This window comes from Methylobacterium sp. Ger2507 (genome assembly GCF_055231875.1).
On sequence record NZ_JBUYVC010000001.1, the window covers coordinates 3,369,586 to 3,385,249 of the forward strand.

At 70.4% G+C, this 15,664-nt stretch carries 14 protein-coding genes; 6 read left to right on the forward strand and 8 right to left on the reverse strand.

Translation table 11 applies throughout. From position 1 onward, the window contains the following. Positions 1 to 130: 130 nt before the first annotated feature. Both ACV7NL_RS15590 and ACV7NL_RS15595 read left to right on the forward strand, forming a co-directional pair. Positions 131 to 1,906, forward strand: a complete 1,776-nt coding sequence (locus tag ACV7NL_RS15590; RefSeq protein WP_463356148.1) for a rhamnogalacturonan lyase B N-terminal domain-containing protein — start codon at positions 131 to 133, stop codon at positions 1,904 to 1,906. Positions 1,907 to 2,198: 292 nt separating this feature from the next. Continuing rightward, positions 2,199 to 3,374, forward strand: coding sequence for a tyrosine-type recombinase/integrase (locus tag ACV7NL_RS15595; protein ID WP_463356149.1), 1,176 nt, complete (start codon positions 2,199 to 2,201; stop codon positions 3,372 to 3,374). 204 nt (positions 3,375 to 3,578) lie between these two features. Here the strand turns inward: ACV7NL_RS15595 and ACV7NL_RS15600 are convergent, their stop codons facing one another. The 8 genes from ACV7NL_RS15600 to ACV7NL_RS15635 form a co-directional block, all read right to left on the reverse strand. Then, positions 3,579 to 3,848 carry a hypothetical protein gene (locus ACV7NL_RS15600; protein ID WP_056093290.1) on the reverse strand — a complete coding sequence of 90 codons (270 nt, stop codon included), beginning with the start codon at positions 3,846 to 3,848 and terminating at the stop codon, positions 3,579 to 3,581. A gap of 171 nt (positions 3,849 to 4,019) precedes the next feature. Beyond that, complete coding sequence (locus ACV7NL_RS15605; protein WP_463356150.1) at positions 4,020 to 5,273, reverse strand: cytochrome P450; 1,254 nt, start codon at positions 5,271 to 5,273, stop codon at positions 4,020 to 4,022. Further along, positions 5,266 to 6,585 (reverse strand): NAD(P)/FAD-dependent oxidoreductase, encoded by a 1,320-nt coding sequence (locus ACV7NL_RS15610; protein ID WP_463356151.1) that lies wholly within the window; start codon positions 6,583 to 6,585, stop codon positions 5,266 to 5,268. The genes ACV7NL_RS15605 and ACV7NL_RS15610 overlap by 8 nt, the downstream gene beginning before the upstream one ends. Beyond that, positions 6,582 to 6,830 (reverse strand): ferredoxin, encoded by a 249-nt coding sequence (locus ACV7NL_RS15615; RefSeq protein WP_247637124.1) that lies wholly within the window; start codon positions 6,828 to 6,830, stop codon positions 6,582 to 6,584. Before ACV7NL_RS15615 ends, ACV7NL_RS15610 begins: the two co-directional genes overlap by 4 nt. A 19-nt stretch (positions 6,831 to 6,849) precedes the next feature. After that, positions 6,850 to 7,059 carry a hypothetical protein gene (locus ACV7NL_RS15620; protein ID WP_463356152.1) on the reverse strand — a complete coding sequence of 70 codons (210 nt, stop codon included), beginning with the start codon at positions 7,057 to 7,059 and terminating at the stop codon, positions 6,850 to 6,852. Next, positions 7,056 to 8,345: a glycosyltransferase gene (locus tag ACV7NL_RS15625; RefSeq protein WP_463356153.1), complete on the reverse strand. Its 1,290-nt coding sequence runs from the start codon at positions 8,343 to 8,345 to the stop codon at positions 7,056 to 7,058. Before ACV7NL_RS15625 ends, ACV7NL_RS15620 begins: the two co-directional genes overlap by 4 nt. Before the next feature lie 116 nt (positions 8,346 to 8,461). Further along, complete coding sequence (locus ACV7NL_RS15630) at positions 8,462 to 10,207, reverse strand: patatin-like phospholipase family protein (protein ID WP_463356154.1); 1,746 nt, start codon at positions 10,205 to 10,207, stop codon at positions 8,462 to 8,464. After that, positions 10,204 to 11,370, reverse strand: coding sequence for a DUF3095 domain-containing protein (locus tag ACV7NL_RS15635; RefSeq protein ID WP_463357140.1), 1,167 nt, complete (start codon positions 11,368 to 11,370; stop codon positions 10,204 to 10,206). The genes ACV7NL_RS15630 and ACV7NL_RS15635 overlap by 4 nt, the downstream gene beginning before the upstream one ends. Positions 11,371 to 11,770: 400 nt before the next feature. On the opposite strand from ACV7NL_RS15635, the gene ACV7NL_RS15640 reads away from it, so the two are divergent. From ACV7NL_RS15640 to ACV7NL_RS15655, 4 genes are all read left to right on the forward strand, one after another. After that, positions 11,771 to 12,466 (forward strand): DUF1223 domain-containing protein, encoded by a 696-nt coding sequence (locus ACV7NL_RS15640; RefSeq protein ID WP_056093269.1) that lies wholly within the window; start codon positions 11,771 to 11,773, stop codon positions 12,464 to 12,466. 3 nt (positions 12,467 to 12,469) lie between these two features. Then, a complete protein-coding gene (locus ACV7NL_RS15645; protein ID WP_463356155.1) occupies positions 12,470 to 13,138 on the forward strand; it encodes an NrsF family protein in 669 nt (222 codons plus the stop codon). A 2-nt stretch (positions 13,139 to 13,140) separates the two neighbouring features. Beyond that, positions 13,141 to 15,237: a protein-disulfide reductase DsbD family protein gene (locus tag ACV7NL_RS15650; protein ID WP_463356156.1), complete on the forward strand. Its 2,097-nt coding sequence runs from the start codon at positions 13,141 to 13,143 to the stop codon at positions 15,235 to 15,237. Positions 15,238 to 15,319: 82 nt separating this feature from the next. Next, positions 15,320 to 15,592 carry a pentapeptide MXKDX repeat protein gene (locus ACV7NL_RS15655; RefSeq protein ID WP_463356157.1) on the forward strand — a complete coding sequence of 91 codons (273 nt, stop codon included), beginning with the start codon at positions 15,320 to 15,322 and terminating at the stop codon, positions 15,590 to 15,592. Positions 15,593 to 15,664 lie beyond the last annotated feature (72 nt).

Consider the following 15,664-nt stretch of genomic DNA (forward strand, 5'->3'; position numbering starts at 1 on the left):
GCCGGCGGGGGCGTCACCGGGACGACGCTCCGGGGCGGCGAAGCCTGAGATCGCCGGCGTTGTGTCAGCCGGACGGGTTGCTTTCGGGCCGCCCCGGAGGGAGCGTCGGCGTGACACAGGATCGAAACGCATGTCGAAGGCCCGGTTCCGATCGTCCGGCGCGCGGGGGCTGGCGGTGGCCGCCGGCCTGCTCCTCACCGCCCGTCCGCTCCCTGCGCTGTCCGCCGCGTCATCCTTCGGGCTCAGCGAGGACGCCACATCGATCACGGTGAACACCGGGGCGGGCCTCGTGTTCACGGTCCGGAGCGGGGCCGCGGACGGCTCCGGCAAGGGGGTCGGCGACATCGTGTCGATGCGCTGGCACGACGTCGAATATCAGGATCCCGCGAAGGGCAGTCAGGTCAATATCGGCTTCCCGGGCCTGTACGAGGGGCAGACGGCCGCCAGCGTCGCGGCGACGCGCGTCGATGCCGATCATATCAAGGTGACGGTCCGGGCCGGCGACCTGATCCACGCCTACATGGCCAGGCGCGGCGTGGCGACGATCTTCATGGCGACCACCTTCACGCGCGAACCGCGCCTGGGCCTGGTGCGCTACATCGCGCGACTCCGGCGCGCGGTGCTGCCCGAGGGGCCGGAGCCGTCGAACCTGACGGGGACCGACCGTCTGGTCGAGGCGCACGACGTGTTCGGGCGGCCCGACGGCCAGACCCGGTCCAAGCATTATTCGAACCTGCGCCTCAAGGACTGGCGCTTCTTCGGCGCGCGCGGGCCGGGCGTGGCCGCCTGGATGGTGCGCGACGACAACGAGGGCGGATCGGGCGGGCCGTTCTACCGCAGCCTGCTCGATCAGGGCACCGATACGGATCAGGAACTGACCTACATCGTGAATTACGGCGAGGCGCAGACCGAGCCGTTCCGGACCGGCATCCTCGACGGCTACGCCCTGGCGTTCACGACGGGCGGGACGCCCGATCCGCTCGACACGTCCTGGTTCGGCCGCATGGGCCTGACGGGATACGTCGCTCCGGAGGCGCGCGGGACGGTCACCGGCGCCGGCCTCGACGGCATGGATGCGGCCTTCGGCTACACCATCGGCTTCGCCAACGCGCAGGCCCAATACTGGACCGAGGCTCGACCGGGCGCGGGGACCTTCGCGCGGGAGGGCCTGCTGCCCGGGACCTATCGGCTGACAGTCTACAAGTCGGAACGCGCGGTGGCGGCGCGCGACGTCGACGTGCGCGCGGGAACGACCACGTCCCTTCCCACCCTCCGGATCGACGCCGATCCCGCCCGCGACAAGGCGATCTGGCGCATCGGCACCTGGGACGGGACGCCGTCCGGGTTTCTCAACGGCGACCGGGTGACGACCATGCATCCCTCCGACATCCGGATGGCGCCGTGGTCGACGCCGCCGTTCGTGGTCGGTGAAGCCCAGGCGGCGACCGGATTTCCCGCCTATCAGTGGGCGGACGTCAACACGCCCGTGCGGATCCGCTTCACCCTGACCCGGTCGCAGGTCGCCGCCATGACGCTGCGCATCGGCATCACCGCGGCCTTCGCGGGCGCCAGGCCGGCGGTCGCCCTCAACGGCTGGCAGGCGCCGCCGCAGGTCTCCACCCCGCAGCCCCGGAGCCGCACGCTGACGGTCGGCACCTATCGCGGCAACAACCGGATCTACGCCATCGCGCTCCCGGCCTCCGCGCTGCGCGTCGGCCGGAACGAACTCCGTCTCGCGATCGCGAGCGGCATCCGGGGCATCGGCTTTCTCAGCCCCGGCCTGTCCTACGACGCCATCGACCTGATCCCCGCGACCCCCGCCGCAGAACGCACTCCGGACGGCACCACCATCGGCGGACAACCCGCCGGCGCCGGGCGATCCGGCACGGGACAGGACGGCGGCTGATAGCCGAACGGCTGGGGGCGGGGGCCGGAGGGTCGAGCGCCCAGTCAAGCCTGAGCCGATCCAGCTCTCAGCGGCGCCTGGGGCGCCGTGGCGGGCGCATTCTGGGAAGAACTTGGCGGAAACGAAACTGGCGGAAGGGGTGTCCGTCGCACCAAGGTCCACGCAGCTCCTTGGGCGTCCATATGTTTCAACGAAAACAATACTTTAAAGGATTCGAGATCTATCGGAGTGTGTCAGCGTCCGTTAAGATCCACGTCATTCGTTGGGGTAAATGTTGGGGTAGGGTAGGGCAATGGCTCGCGCTGTAAAGAAGCTGAGCGCGCGAGCCGTTTCGACCCTCACAGCGCCTGGGCGACACTCCGACGGTGATGGCCTCTACCTCGTTGTGGACGCGAGCGGCGCCAAGCGCTGGCTCTACCTGTTCCGGTGGCAGGGCAAGCTGAAAGAGATGGGATTAGGGGGTCTGTCGGCGGTTTCCTTGTCTGAGGCCCGCGAGAAAGCATTAGCCGCCCGCCAGATCCTCAAAGCCGGCAAAAATCCTATTGAACACAGGCGGACAGCCAAAGAGGAGCGAGCTGCCGCGGTCAGCTTCGGCGCCTTTGCGGAAGAGGTGGTGAGGTCACTGGCACAGGGCTTTCGGAACGACAAGCACAAAGCGCAGTGGTCCTCGACGCTGACGACCTATGCAGGTTCGCTATGGCTCAGGCCCATCGATGAGATCGGCACGGACGATGTTCTGCGTGTCCTCACCCCCATCTGGCAAACCAAGAGCGAGACAGCATCCCGGCTGCGCGGGCGCATCGAGCGCGTGCTGGACGCAGCCAAGGCCAAGGGGCTGCGAACCGGCGAGAACCCGGCGCTTTGGCGCGGGCACCTCGACAAGCTGCTGCCGGCACGCCGCAAGCTCACGCGCGGCCACCACGCCGCCATGCCGTTTGACGAGGTCCCGGCCTTCATGGCGGACCTGCGATCACGCGATGCCATGGCTGGCCTTGCCTTGCAGTTCTGTATCCTGAACGCCTCGCGCTCAGGTGAGGTGCTGGGTGCCCGCTGGAGTGAGATCGACCGCAAGGCGAAGGTTTGGAACATTCCAGCGACACGCATGAAGGCCGGCATTGAGCATCGGGTGCCGCTTACCGAAGCTGCGTTAGCGATCCTCGATCAAGCCGAGCCGGTGCGACGAGGCGAATATGTATTCCCAGGCCAGAAGCCAGAACGGCCTCTCTCCATCATGGCCATGGAGATGATGCTGCGGCGGATGAAGGTTGATGTGACGGTTCATGGCTTTCGCTCCTCGTTCCGGGACTGGGCTGGAGAGAGCACGGCGTTCCCCCGTGAGATCGCAGAGACAGCACTGGCGCATGTCGTTGGCGATGCGACGGAGCGAGCCTACCGCCGGGGTGACGCACTAGAGAAGCGGCGGGCAATGATGGAAGCTTGGAGCACCTTCGTTGCAGCAGAAGGGTAACTCTTGATCCTGTCTGTTTCTGCCCATGCGGAAGCTGGAAAGGTCCGCTTTCGAGCAGTCCAATAATTTGAGTTGTATGACTGGGATGGGTGGAGAACTGTCTGGCCGCTTTCGGGTACAGGATGTACCGAAGCGGACGGTGTCACCTGTTGTACGCTCAGGAAAGGAAGAACGAGGCCTTATCGTCTCCTGCATGGGGGCGTTTCAACAGCCTGTACAAATCGCTGCGCGGATGGCGCGGCTCAGACGCATGTCGGCCGTTGCTAAGTGCAGCGAGGTACCAAGGCGCTGATCCACGGGCGCGCCCAGCGGCTTGGTGGTTCCATTGGCAGCCACGTGTCGGAGCAGGGTCGTTGCCGTGGGAAGGAAGGTGCCCGCCGATGGAACGGCCGCCTCCGGTGTGCGGGCCACGGCGAAGGGCGCTGAGCTCGTCAGGGTGAGCGCGACGACGACGGGGCGAAGGATGGTGAGCATGGCGGGTCTCCAAGTACCGATACTTGGAGTTCGTGGCCCACGACGATGCGTTACCTGATCGACGGCCGGTTCGTGTGATCCCGTACCGACATCATGCCCGCCCTGAGAGGGTAAGGGCGGTGGCGTGCCGGCGAAACATCGCGTTCTCCACGTTTCCACCGCGTTCCGGCGTCAGGCGTTCCCCGACACGATGCCCGAGATCCGAATGCCGAGCCTCTCGGGACCACGCAGGGAGGCTCCGGGCCTGTAGGGCGGCGGGTCGGCCATGAGTCGGGGGGCGACGAGGCGGCGGCAGAGGGCGACCAGGGCGATCTCGGCCTCGATCCGCGCGAGCGGGGCGCCCATGCAGTAGTGCAATCCGCCGCCGAAGCCGAAATGCTGGTTGTCCTCCCGATCCGGGTCGAAACGGTCCGGATCCCTGAAGCGGGCCGGGTCGCGATTCGCGGCGGCGAAGAGCAGGATGACCGGCGTGCCCTTCGGAATGGTTCTGCCTGCGATCTCGATGGTCCCGAGAGCCTTGCGGGTGCGGAAATGCACGGGCGGCTCGTAGCGGAGCAACTCCTCGACCACGCGCGGCGCCCGCTCCGGATCGGCGCGCAGGCGCTCCAACTCTTGCGGATGGCGCAGCAGGGTCAGCATGCCGTTGGTGATGAGGTTCACCGTGGTCTCGTGGCCCGCCACCAGCAGCAGGATCGCCGTCGAGATCAGGTCGAAATCGCCCATCACCGCCTTGCCGTCGGGACCCGGCGCGGCCAGGGCGCTGAGCATGTCGGCCGTGGGGCGTCGGCGCTTGGCGCGGATCAGGGCGCGCATGTAGCCGGAGATCGCGTCGAAGGCCGCCACCGTCCGGTGCCGGCTGGCCTCGTCGTGGCGGCCATCGGGCTCCAGGGCGGTGGCGAGCTGCGTCGCCCAGGCCTGGAACTGCGGCTCGTCCGCCTCAGGCACGCCGAGCATGTCGCAGATCACCGAGACCGGGAGCGGATAGGACAGGTCCTCGACGAGGCAGACTTCCTTGCGACCGACACAGGCGTCGATGAGGGCGTCCACGTCCCGCACGACCCGCTGCTGCAGCGCCTGCACCCGCGCCACCGAGAACTCGCGCATCACGGCATGGCGCAGGGTGTCGTGGTCCGGCGGGTCGCGGAAGATCAGGGGGCGATGGGCGGTGGCGATGCGGTCCTTGATCGGATTGAGGAGCCAGTCCTTGAGCGGGTTACCGGTGCGCGGGCGGTGGGAGGGTGGCAGATCCTCGGAGCTGAGGCGCGGATCGAAGATCAGGCTACGGATCGCCGCGTGGCCGCTCACGACGATGCTGCCGTCACGCTGGAGCGAGACCGGGGTCTCGCGAAGCCGCGCGTAGATCCGGTAGGGATCGGCCCGGTTGGCGGGGTCCAGGACCTCGGAAAACAGCGTGTCCTCAAGCATGACGGGTCTCGATGCGCGTGGACGTGGCACGGGGTGGCGGGAAGTCCGGTGACTGGGAGAGGAAGCCGCCCTGGTCGCTCGCGTCGCGGATCGGCGGAAACGCCTGTCCGGCCGTGATCGCCTCGGCATAGGCGGGAAGCCAGCGGGCCTGATCGAATGACACGGCCGCGATGCTGCGTCCCGCGCGGCCATAGACGGCGAGGAAGCGCCGTGACGCCCGCGAGCCCTGCACGATCGCGACCGCGTCGGCGCCCTCGCTCAAGCCGACGGCCTTGATGTTGATCCCGAACTGGCTCGACCAGAAGGCCGGCAGGTGGTGGTAGACCTGCTGGTCCTCGGGTCCCGCCAGCATGTTGCGCGCGGCGTGCGCGGCCTGCCCGACGGCGTTGCCCCAATGCTCCACCGACATCAGCCGGCCGCCGTAGAGTGCGTTCGGCCAGCGCGCGACGTCCCCGGCGGCGTAGATGTCCGAGCACGGCGTCCCATCGGCGCCGAGCACCCGACAGGCGCCGTCGCAGGTCACGCCGCTGGCGTCGGCCATCAGGCCCGCTCCCGAGAGCCAGTCCGTGGCGCGCGTGGCGCCGAGCGCCACGATCACGAGATCGGCCTCCATCGCGCTGCCATCCGCCAGATGGGCGCGAACGACCCGGCCCGAGGCGTCGCCCGCGAAGCGGAGCACCTGTGCGCCGGCCTGAAAGGTCACGCCGGCCTCCCGCAGGCAATCGGCGATGACGCCGCCGACCCAGGTGCCGAGCGAACGGGCGAGCGGCGTCGAATTGGGATCGACCAGCGTGACCGGTAGTCCGAGACCGCGACAGCAGGAGGCCACCTCGCAGCCGATCAGGCCGGCACCGACGATGAGGACGCGGGCAGGCCCCTCCGCCAACGCGGTGCGCAGGCGGGCGGCATCGTCCCGGCCGCGCAGGGTGAAGATGCCGGCGAGCCCGCCTCCAGAGGCCGGCGGCCAGGGGCGCGCCTGCGCACCGGTGGCGATGAGGAGGCGCTCGTAGGCGAGCACCGCCCCGTCCGCGAGGCGGATCGTGCGCGCATCCCGGTCGAGGGCGATGGCCCCGTGCCCCAGCCGCCACTGCGCATAGAGGGCGACGCGTTCCGGAAGCGCGGTGGCATTCGATGCCAGTTCGCCCGACAGGACGTGCTTCGACAGGGGCGGCCGGTCGTAGGGGCGATATGGTTCGTCGCCCACGATCGTGAGCCGGCCGGCATAGCCGTTGCGGCGCAGGGCCTCGGCGCCCCGGAGGCCGGCGAGCGACGCGCCGACGACGACGATGCCGGCCGGCTCCGCCTTACTCACGATACGTCTCCGAATTCGGCCTGGAGGCTGATGGCGCGGACGGGGCAGGCCTGGACGGCCCGCTCGATCTCTCCCCGACGCGCACGCGGCGGAGCCGGATCGTAGAACAGGATCTCGTGACCCCGGACCTCGAAGGCACCGGGCGCGGCGTAGCAGCACTGGGCGTAGCCCTGGCACCGATTGAGGTCGACCACGACACGAAGCGGCGCGGCTTCGCCTGGAACGGGTTCGGTGGGGTCGGTCATGGCGATACCTCGCTGGCGGTCAGAGGCCGAGGAACGGATCGGACAGATCGTCGTCCCGCGGGATCAGGTTGACGACCGATGCCAGGGGCAGGCCGGTCAGGGCGGCAAGGACGAGGCTGGCGGCGAACACGATCGGCCGGGGCGTGCGCCCGCCGTCGCAGTGCCGGTTCGCCGTCGCTCCGGCCAGGACTCGGGCGCAGGCCGGGCCGAAGATCAGGAGAGCGGTCATGCGGCGATCCCCCGGAGGCTCGAGCGAGAGCGGACCACCTCGTCGATGCCCGCGAGCATCGAGGACCCAGCGTCCAGCCCTGCGAAGGCGCGTGCCAGGGATGCGGCCCGTGCGCGGTAGCGGGATTGGGCCAGCACCGTTTCGATCGCCTCGCGCAGCGCCGGGATCGACGGCGCGTTGGTCGCGAGATCGAGCCCAGCGCCCGACCAGCCGATGCGAGCGCCGATCTCCGCCTTGTCCTCGGTCAGCCCGGCCGAGACGATCGGCACGCCGGCCGCGAGGGCCTGCGAGACGCTGCCATATCCGCCATTCGTGACGAGCAGGGACACCTCCGGCAGCATCGCGTCGAAGGGCAGGAACGGCGCCACCCGGGCATTCGCCGGAAGAGGGCCACGCAGGGCCTCGACGGGGCGCCCGCCCGTGGTCGCCACCACCAGCAGGTCGTCGCGGTCCGCCAGGGCCGCGAGGGTCGGCTCGATCAGTTCGCCAAAATCGGCATTCGCCAGGGTGCCCTGCGTGACGAGGACGACGGGCTTGGCCCGGTCGCGCGCCTGCCACCAATCGGGGAGCGCGACCTCGGCCCTCAGTGCCGGCAGCAGGCCGGTGAAGCGCAGGTTGGGCGGCAGCGTCCCGAAATCATACTCGAACTCGGGCACCGTCGGCTGGAGGAACAGGTCCGGCAGCACGGCGATGGAGTGCGGCAGCGAAGCCGGCAGGGGCGGCAGGCCGAGTTGCGCCAGCTGTGCGTCCCCGTAGGCACGCACCGGATCGACGAAGGCGGCATCCATCCCGGCCTTCAGGACCGCGTAATGGGCGCGCTCGGCGTCCGTTCGGGCCGGCGGCAGGCCGAGGCCGACCGGCGCGTGGTCCGGCCGGTCGAGGAACAGGAAGCTGACGTTGAGGACGACGACGGGAGGACGCGGCGCGGAGGCGAGCAGCATCGGCAGCACGCCGAGGAACAGGCTGCCGGCGACGATCACGTCGGGCCGCTCCGCTTCGACGAGGCGACGCAGGGCCTCGGCCTGGACCGGAATCGGATCGATGAAACGGCGCGCGAACTCGCGCCGGTAGCGCTCGGGGCCGGCCGGCAGGTCGGTCTCGCGATACGCGGCGGCATCGCCGTCGTCGTAAGCCGAGAAGCGCAGGCCTGCCGACTCGACCTTTTCGCGGTATCGCTCGGCGGTCGTCAGAACGACGCTGTCGCCGCGGGCGGCGAGACGCCGGCCCAGGCTGAGAAGCGGATTGATGTGCCCGGTCAGGGCCGTGGCGGCGATCAGCACCTTCATGGCGGCGCGTCCTCGATGCGTCAGTTGCGATACCGAGACCATCGCTGCGGTGCACATCCGGGTTACGGGCGAGCGCCCGGCCTGGTGCGCTGGCGCACCGGGTTCCCCGACCCGACTCATGAACGCAGGGGTCCGCTGCCCTCGGTCCAGGCGCGCAGACGGCCCTGGGCGAGCGCTTCCTGTGTGTGGCGGTACCCGATCCCCGCGATGGCCTCGAAGCTCGACCAGGCCCGCAGGTCGATGCCGGCCAGCGGCGGCTTGAGCAGGGCGGCGGCGTGGCCGACCGCCATCATCGATTGCGCGTCGCCCGACACGGTCGCGGCCCGCAGCAGCAGGGGCGCGATGCCCGGCATGGCGGCGGGCGCGCCGAGCATCCGCCGGATCAGACGTCCGCGCCAGGAGCGCACCGGCATGTCGCCGAAGGCGCGGTCGCTGCCGACATCGACGGCGAGCACCGGTCCCCGCTCCAGGCCGGCCAGAACGTCGGCCGGCAGGTTGTTCATCATGCCCCCGTCCACCAGGACGCCGTCCTCGGTGCAGACCGGGGGGAGCAGGCCCGGAATCGCAATGCTGGCTCGTAAGGCGCCAGGCAGGTCGCCGCTGCGGTGGACCATCGCGGTGCCGGTCGTCAGGTTGGAGGAGACGCAGAGGAAGGGGAGCCAGAGATCCTCGATCCGGGCGCCGCCGAACCATGCGGCGAGACCCGCGTCGACCTTCGCCCCGCGCGTCAGCGCGTGGTAGGGCAGCGTGTAGTCGTTGAGGGGATTGTTGCCGACGAAGAACGCGACCGTCCGTGCGCGGATGCGGTCGATGCCGAGACCCATGGCAAGGCTGGCCGCGACCACCGCGCCCATGCTGGTTCCGCCGACGAAGTCGGGGGCGCAGCCGGCCTCCTCGAGGGCCTGCAGCACCCCGAGATGGGCAAGGCCGCGCGCGCCGCCGCCACCGAGGACGAGGCCCCGGGCCGAGCCGCTCGCGAGGCGCGCGAGCCGCTCGAGATCGCTCACGTTGCCGGCCCGCACCGGAATGCGCAGGGCGGCGGGCAAGGCCGCGACATCGGGATGGACAGGGCGGGGCAGAACCGCATCCGCGTCCTGCGGGACGGCGAGATCCATCCGGATCCAGTCCGACCGCAGGCTCCCGAGCCAGGCGGCGGCCCCGTCGCGGGGCGACCGGCCGGGCTCGGCGAGCAGCAGGACGTGGTCCGCGTGGCGCAGGCAGAGCCGGCACCACGGGCAACCGACCTCGTGGGCCACGAAGATCGTGCGGGCGTGGCGGGTCTCGTAGTCGTGGAACCAGGTCTCGTCAGCGCCCTCCGGCCAGCGTGTCAGGCAGCCGGTGCGGCCCGGCAGGGTGGCGTCGAAGGCCGCCGCCAGGGCGTTCCCGAAAGCCGCCGCATCGAGCCCTTCGGTGACGGCGAGCACGGCGAAACTGCGTGGTCTGTGCCGCACCGTCTCGCCCTCCTGGCCGGCACGGATGCGCTCGGTGAGCGCCTGCGCGAAGTAGAGCAGCATCCGGGGATGATCCGCGACCACCGCCTCGAAATCCGCGCGGGCCAGCCGCAGCAGATTGGAATCCCGCAGGGCCGTGGCGGTGGCGGATCGGGGGGCCGGCGAGAGCAGGGCCATCTCGCCGAAGCTCTCGGGCGGGTTCAACCGGGCGATCCGGCGGGACGGCCCGATGGCACCGTCGGTCGAGATCCCGATGGCACCGGACACCAGGGTGTAGAGCGCGTCCCCGGCCTCGCCTTGCGCGAACAGCGTGCTTCCGCCCGCCACCGCCACCGGGACCATACGCGCCCGCACCGCGGCGGCGGCCTCCGGGTCCAGGCCGGCCAGGAACGGGATGTCCGGTGCCGTCATGGCTGCCGCTTGAGCATGGTGGCGGCCCGGGCATATCCGCCGTCGGCGCCATCGACGAAATGGACATGGTCGTCGCGCAGCACGGAGGGCGTGATGCAGGTCACCACCGCGGCCTCCTGGCGGTGCAGGCCGTACCGCACCAGCCCTGCCGTCTGTGCGGTGGCGAGCCGCGCCTCGATCCGATCCGCCGTCGCGACCGGACAGGTCACAGTCAGGCGGAGCCCGTCCTCGTATTTCCGGAAGTCGGCATTGGCGGCCAGCCGCCGTCGATAGTGGCGCGGCGAGAAGCGGCCGAAGGGCACGCCGAGGCGGAACAACGCGAAGGTCGCGCTGCGCGACAGGAACAGGCTCGCCAGGCGAAGCCAGCGCGACCCCGCCAACGGATCTTGTCCGCGCGCGTCCTCCCGAAGGCCCGACCAGGGCGGCCGCATCGCGGGACCGGAATCCGGCAACGGGCGCCCCATGCCGGGGCTTGCCTCGACTACGGCTAGAACTTCGCCGAGGCTCGCGAGCACGGCGTTCCGGTCGGCGCCCGCCTCGGGCAGGACGATGAGGGAGAGAACCAGGCCACCCTGGGCCGGCACCGCCTCGAACCGGCAGGACAGACCGGTGAGGTCCGGCTTCGCGCCACTTGCGGCCGCCGGGATCGCGTGGAGCCCGCGCTTCAGCGCAGCCTCCGCGTAAGCGAGGCCGCCGCCGGAGAACATCGCGTAATCGACTCTGGGAGAGGCGGCGTAGCGCGCGATCCGGAGGTCGTGTCCGGCGGCCCGCACCGCCGAGACCGGCATCAGCCCGGCCCGCAAGGTGAGGTCGAGGGTCTCGCCGACCCAGGTCACCGTCGCGGCCAGAACCGCCTCGACCGTCTGGCGATGCTCGGGTGAGACCAGCAGGGTCGCACCGTCGCCCCCGAAGACGAACGGCGTGTCGGCCTCCGGCAGGGCGTTGCGCACGCCCGCGATCAGGGCGGCCCCGGCGATGTTCACGGACCGGTAGCGCCCCTCCTCAATCGCGCGGGTGGACATCACCACGTCGCAGAGGGCGATCCACCACGTGTCCGGCACCGGGAAGTAGAAGGCTTCATCGAGCACGTCCGAGAACCGCGTCAGGCGCGGAACGGCGGCGTAGCGGAACGGGAGCGGGGCGAAGGTTTCCTCAGGCTCCATCGGCAGACCACGGGGCATGGCCGAAGCGGATACGCCGTCGGGGCGGACTTGCTGCGCAGGCATCGCCGAGCATCCCTTCTCCTCCGATGGCGATCGCCCCCCCCGGAGACCTTCGCAGGACGAGCGTGCGTCCCTGACGAGGTTTCGCCGACCGGCCCGTCACGGTTACATGGAAATCGGAAGTCCCACCCGCGTGTCGCGCGCGGCAGACGGAGATCCGCCGCCCGGACGCGATTCGGTCAGCTTCGCTCGAATGCGTCGTCGAGAACAGCGTTACGGTTCTTTGACATCAGGACTTCGGCGAACCGGGCCCTGCGACCCGTACAGAACCACCGATAGACTGTAACCGGGCGTCGCCCGCGACGAATGACGGGTATCCCGCCGCGTCACGGAGTACGCCATGTCGTCCCGCCTCACGTCTCTTCTCCTCGCCCTGACGTCGGTCATGCTCGTGTCCGGGCCTGTGCTCGCCCGGCCCGTGGTGGTGGAACTGTTCACGTCGCAAGGGTGCTCGTCCTGCCCGCCGGCGGAAGCGCTGCTCGGTGAGTTGGCCGGTCGCGACGACCTTCTGGCACTGGGATTCCACGTCACCTATTGGGACGATCTCGGCTGGAAGGACACCGCCTCCTTCGCGGGCGCGACCGAGCGGCAGGCGACCTATGCGGGGCATCTCGGCGAGGGAAATTTCACGCCGCAGCTCGTGATCGACGGCCGCAGGAGCGTGGTGGGATCGCGCCGTGCGGAGGCCGCCTCGGCCGTCGCGGCGGCTCGGGCCGAGGTGAGCACCGGAACCGAGGTCGCGATCGCGCGCCGAAACGGCCGCATCGCCGTGACGGTCGGGTCCGGCAAGGGCAGCGCCCGGGTGATCCTCGTCGGCTTCGACCGGTCCCTGCGCACCCCCGTGGCCCGGGGCGAGAATAGCGGACGGACCCTCGTGCAGGCCAATGTCGTGCGCTCGCTGCGCACCCTCGGCACCTGGTCGGGCGAGCCCCTGCAGTTCAGCGAGGCGTTGCCGGCCGGGCAGGATGCCGCCGTGATCGTGCAGCAATCGGACGGCCGCATCCTCGGAGCCGCACGCCTCTCGCCAGGGGCTTGAGACATGCCCCTCTGGAACGACGAGCCAAGTCCTGGCGCCTTGCGTCATACCCGCCTGATCGACGCGCTGGCCCGCGGCCTCGTTCCCGTCCGGCGCCTGCGCTCACCGCTCCGGCGGATGCTCGGCTGGCTGCTGGTCGTCGCTCTCCCCGGCGCCGGCCTCGCGGCGGTCGCCGACCTGAAGGGGGCACTTTCACGCCACGCTGGCGAGCCAGACCTCGTCCTGGCAGCCGTCGGATCGATTGCCACCGCCGTCACCGCGGCGGCGGCGGCGATCCTCGCGACGCTGCCCGACCGTGATCCGCGCTGGGCCCTTTTACCCGCGCCGAGCCTTGCGCTCTGGATCGGGGCGAGTGTCTCCGGCGCAGGCGCGGAGCATGGAGCGCCGATCGCCCTGTCGGAAGCCTGCGCCTGCGTCGGATTCATCCTGGGGCTCGGCGTTCCCTTCGCGCTGCTTCTCGCCGCGATCCTGAAGGGCGGCTACGCCCTCAATCCATCCTTAAGCGGCGGCCTCGCGGGTCTGGCGGCGGCCTCCGCCGCGGCGTCGATCCTGGGCCTGTTCCACCCCTTCGCCATGGCGCTGAATGACCTCGCCCTGCACGCGCTCGCGGTGGCGCTGCTCTCCGGAGCCGGGGCCGGGTTCGGCCGGCGCCTGCTTCGCGCAAGTGCCTGAGGATGGTCCCGATCGCTCCCGTCCGGCGCAGTCTGCTCGCCTGCCTCGCGCCGCTCTTCCTTCTCGGAGCTTTCCCCGCGCAGGCGGCATCCACCGCGTGGATCGGCGACGACCGAGCGGCGGTGCGGCTCGTGACGGCCACGGACGCCGTGGACAACGGATCGCCCGTCGAAGCGGGCCTCGAGTTTCGGTTCGGTGAGGGCTGGCACGGGGCGTGGCGCAGCCCGGGCGATGCCGGCTTGGCCCCGACCTTCGACTGGAGCGGATCGGACGGGCTCGTGCTCGAATCCATCGCCTGGCCCGCACCGCGACGCCTCACCGTCGGCGACCTCCAGACGTTCGTGTACGAATCCGGCGTCGTCCTGCCCCTTCGCTTCACACGGCGTGGCGACGGGGCCGCGCATCTGCGCCTGCGCCTCGTGCACGCGGTCTGCGGTGAGGTCTGCGTGCCCTATCGCGCGACCCTCGAACTCGCGCTGCCGGCGGGACCGGATCGCCCCTCGGCGGAGGCGGGACTGATCGATGCCGCCCGCGCGCGCGTTCCCGGGCCGCCCGAGGCTGCGGGCTTCGCCCTCGTCGGGCAGGCCCGGGAGGGACCGCCGAACGACCGGCGCCTGGTCCTGCGGGTGACCAGCGAACGCCGAGCCTTCGTCGCGCCGGATCTGTTCGTCGAGGGTCTGACGGGCGTCGTGACCGCCCCTCCGGAAATCGCCCTGGCCGACGGTGGCCGTGCGGCCCGGCTCGCCCTGAGCCTGCCCCCGGACGCTGCGGATAGCGCGCTGCGCATCACCCTGGTCGATGGCCTGCGCAGCGCCGAAGTCACGCTCCCGGCCACGACCGGCACCGGCTGGGGTGCGTGGCTCGCCATCCTGGCGACGGCCCTGCTCGGCGGTCTCGTCCTCAATGCGATGCCCTGCGTCCTGCCGGTCCTGTCCCTGAAGGCCTTCGCGTTGACGCGGGCAGCCGGAGCGCAGCGGGGGAGCGTCCGGGCCGAACTGCTCGCGACGGCGGCGGGCATCCTCGCGTCCTTCCTCGCCATCGCCCTGGCTCTGATCGCCGTGAAGGCCTCGGGGGCCAGCGTCGGCTGGGGCATCCAGTTCCAGGCACCGTGGTTTCTCGCCGGCATGGCCCTGCTCACGGCGCTGTTCGCCGCGAGCCTGTTCTCGTGGGTGACCCTCGGACTGCCCCGCCCGCTGGCCGCCCTCGGATCCCTGCGCGGGTCCGGGCACCTGTCGGAGGCCTTCCTCACCGGCGCCTTCGCCACCCTGCTGGCCACGCCCTGCTCGGCACCGTTCGTCGGAAGCGCGGTGGGCTTCGCGCTGACCCGGGGACGTTTCGAGATCCTGACGGTCTTCGCGGCGCTCGGCCTCGGAATGGCGCTCCCCTTCGTGCTTCTTGCGCTGAGACCGGGATGGACGCGCCTGCTGCCGCGACCCGGCCCCTGGATGATCCGGCTTCGAAGCGGGTTCGGCCTTCTTCTCCTCGGAACGACCGTATGGCTCCTGACGGTCTTCGCCGAGGTGGCCGGCATCCCTCGGGCGATGGGGTTGGCGGGCATCCTGGCCCTTCTGCTCGGCTGGCTCGCCCTGAGCCGACGGCCGCGCGTTCCCGATCGTCGCCGAAGCCTGGTCACCGCGGCCCTCGTCCTCGCGCTCGTCTCGGTGACGGTGTGGCCGCGCAGCTCTGGAATGACCCCGGTGGCTCAGGTGGGGGACGGACCCTGGCGCGCCTTCGCCCCCGAGGCGATCCCCGCCCTGGTGGCGGAGGGCAAGGTCGTCGTCGTCGACGTGACGGCGTCCTGGTGCCTGACCTGCCGGATCAACGACGTCACCACCCTCGATCGCGCGGAGACCCTTGCGCGCCTGTCGGCGCCCGATGCGGTCGCGATGCGGGCGGACTGGACCCAGGCAGACCCGGCCATCCTCGCCTTCCTGCGCCGCTTCGGACGCTTCGGGATCCCGCTTGTGGCCGTCTACGGGCCCGGCCTGCCGCGCGGCGAGGCCCTGCCGGAACTTCTGGCGCCGGCAACGCTACGGGACGCCATCGAGCGAGCGGAGCGCGAGAGCCCAGACAAGATCACGACGGATTTTTCGCCCTGACCTGTAACCGTCGTCGGCACCCCTTCGAAAGACAATCCAGTACCGCCAAGATTTTCGGTACACCCCAGAAGGATCGCCTCACATGAGCACTCTCTTCCGCGTCGCCGCCGCTCTCGTCCTCGCCACCGCCGTCTCCGGTGCTCCGGCTTATGCCGTCGATTCCATGGCCAAGGACGGGATGGCCAAGGACAGCATGGCCAAGGACAGCATGTCGAAAGACTCCATGGCCAAGGACGGAATGAAGAAGGACGGGATGAGCAAGGATTCCATGGCCAAGGATTCCATGGCCAAGGACGGCATGGCCAAGGATTCGATGGGTAAGGACGGCATGGCCAAGGACTCGATGAAGAAGTAAGTTCGGCCTCATGCGGACGGTGCGGGTCGGCCATTCGGGCCGCCCGTTCCTCATGCCGGGTTCTTCCCGGCT

Coding starts and splice junctions, on each gene's coding strand:
- ACV7NL_RS15590 (WP_463356148.1), top strand. CDS start 131: ATGTCGAAGGCCCGGTTCCGATCGTCCGGCGCGCGGGGGCTGGCGGTG.
- ACV7NL_RS15595 (WP_463356149.1), top strand. CDS start 2,199: ATGGCTCGCGCTGTAAAGAAGCTGAGCGCGCGAGCCGTTTCGACCCTC.
- ACV7NL_RS15600 (WP_056093290.1), bottom strand. CDS start 3,848: ATGCTCACCATCCTTCGCCCCGTCGTCGTCGCGCTCACCCTGACGAGC.
- ACV7NL_RS15605 (WP_463356150.1), bottom strand. CDS start 5,273: ATGCTTGAGGACACGCTGTTTTCCGAGGTCCTGGACCCCGCCAACCGG.
- ACV7NL_RS15615 (WP_247637124.1), bottom strand. CDS start 6,830: ATGACCGACCCCACCGAACCCGTTCCAGGCGAAGCCGCGCCGCTTCGT.
- ACV7NL_RS15620 (WP_463356152.1), bottom strand. CDS start 7,059: ATGACCGCTCTCCTGATCTTCGGCCCGGCCTGCGCCCGAGTCCTGGCC.
- ACV7NL_RS15625 (WP_463356153.1), bottom strand. CDS start 8,345: ATGAAGGTGCTGATCGCCGCCACGGCCCTGACCGGGCACATCAATCCG.
- ACV7NL_RS15630 (WP_463356154.1), bottom strand. CDS start 10,207: ATGACGGCACCGGACATCCCGTTCCTGGCCGGCCTGGACCCGGAGGCC.
- ACV7NL_RS15635 (WP_463357140.1), bottom strand. CDS start 11,370: ATGGAGCCTGAGGAAACCTTCGCCCCGCTCCCGTTCCGCTACGCCGCC.
- ACV7NL_RS15640 (WP_056093269.1), top strand. CDS start 11,771: ATGTCGTCCCGCCTCACGTCTCTTCTCCTCGCCCTGACGTCGGTCATG.
- ACV7NL_RS15645 (WP_463356155.1), top strand. CDS start 12,470: ATGCCCCTCTGGAACGACGAGCCAAGTCCTGGCGCCTTGCGTCATACC.
- ACV7NL_RS15650 (WP_463356156.1), top strand. CDS start 13,141: ATGGTCCCGATCGCTCCCGTCCGGCGCAGTCTGCTCGCCTGCCTCGCG.
- ACV7NL_RS15655 (WP_463356157.1), top strand. CDS start 15,320: ATGAGCACTCTCTTCCGCGTCGCCGCCGCTCTCGTCCTCGCCACCGCC.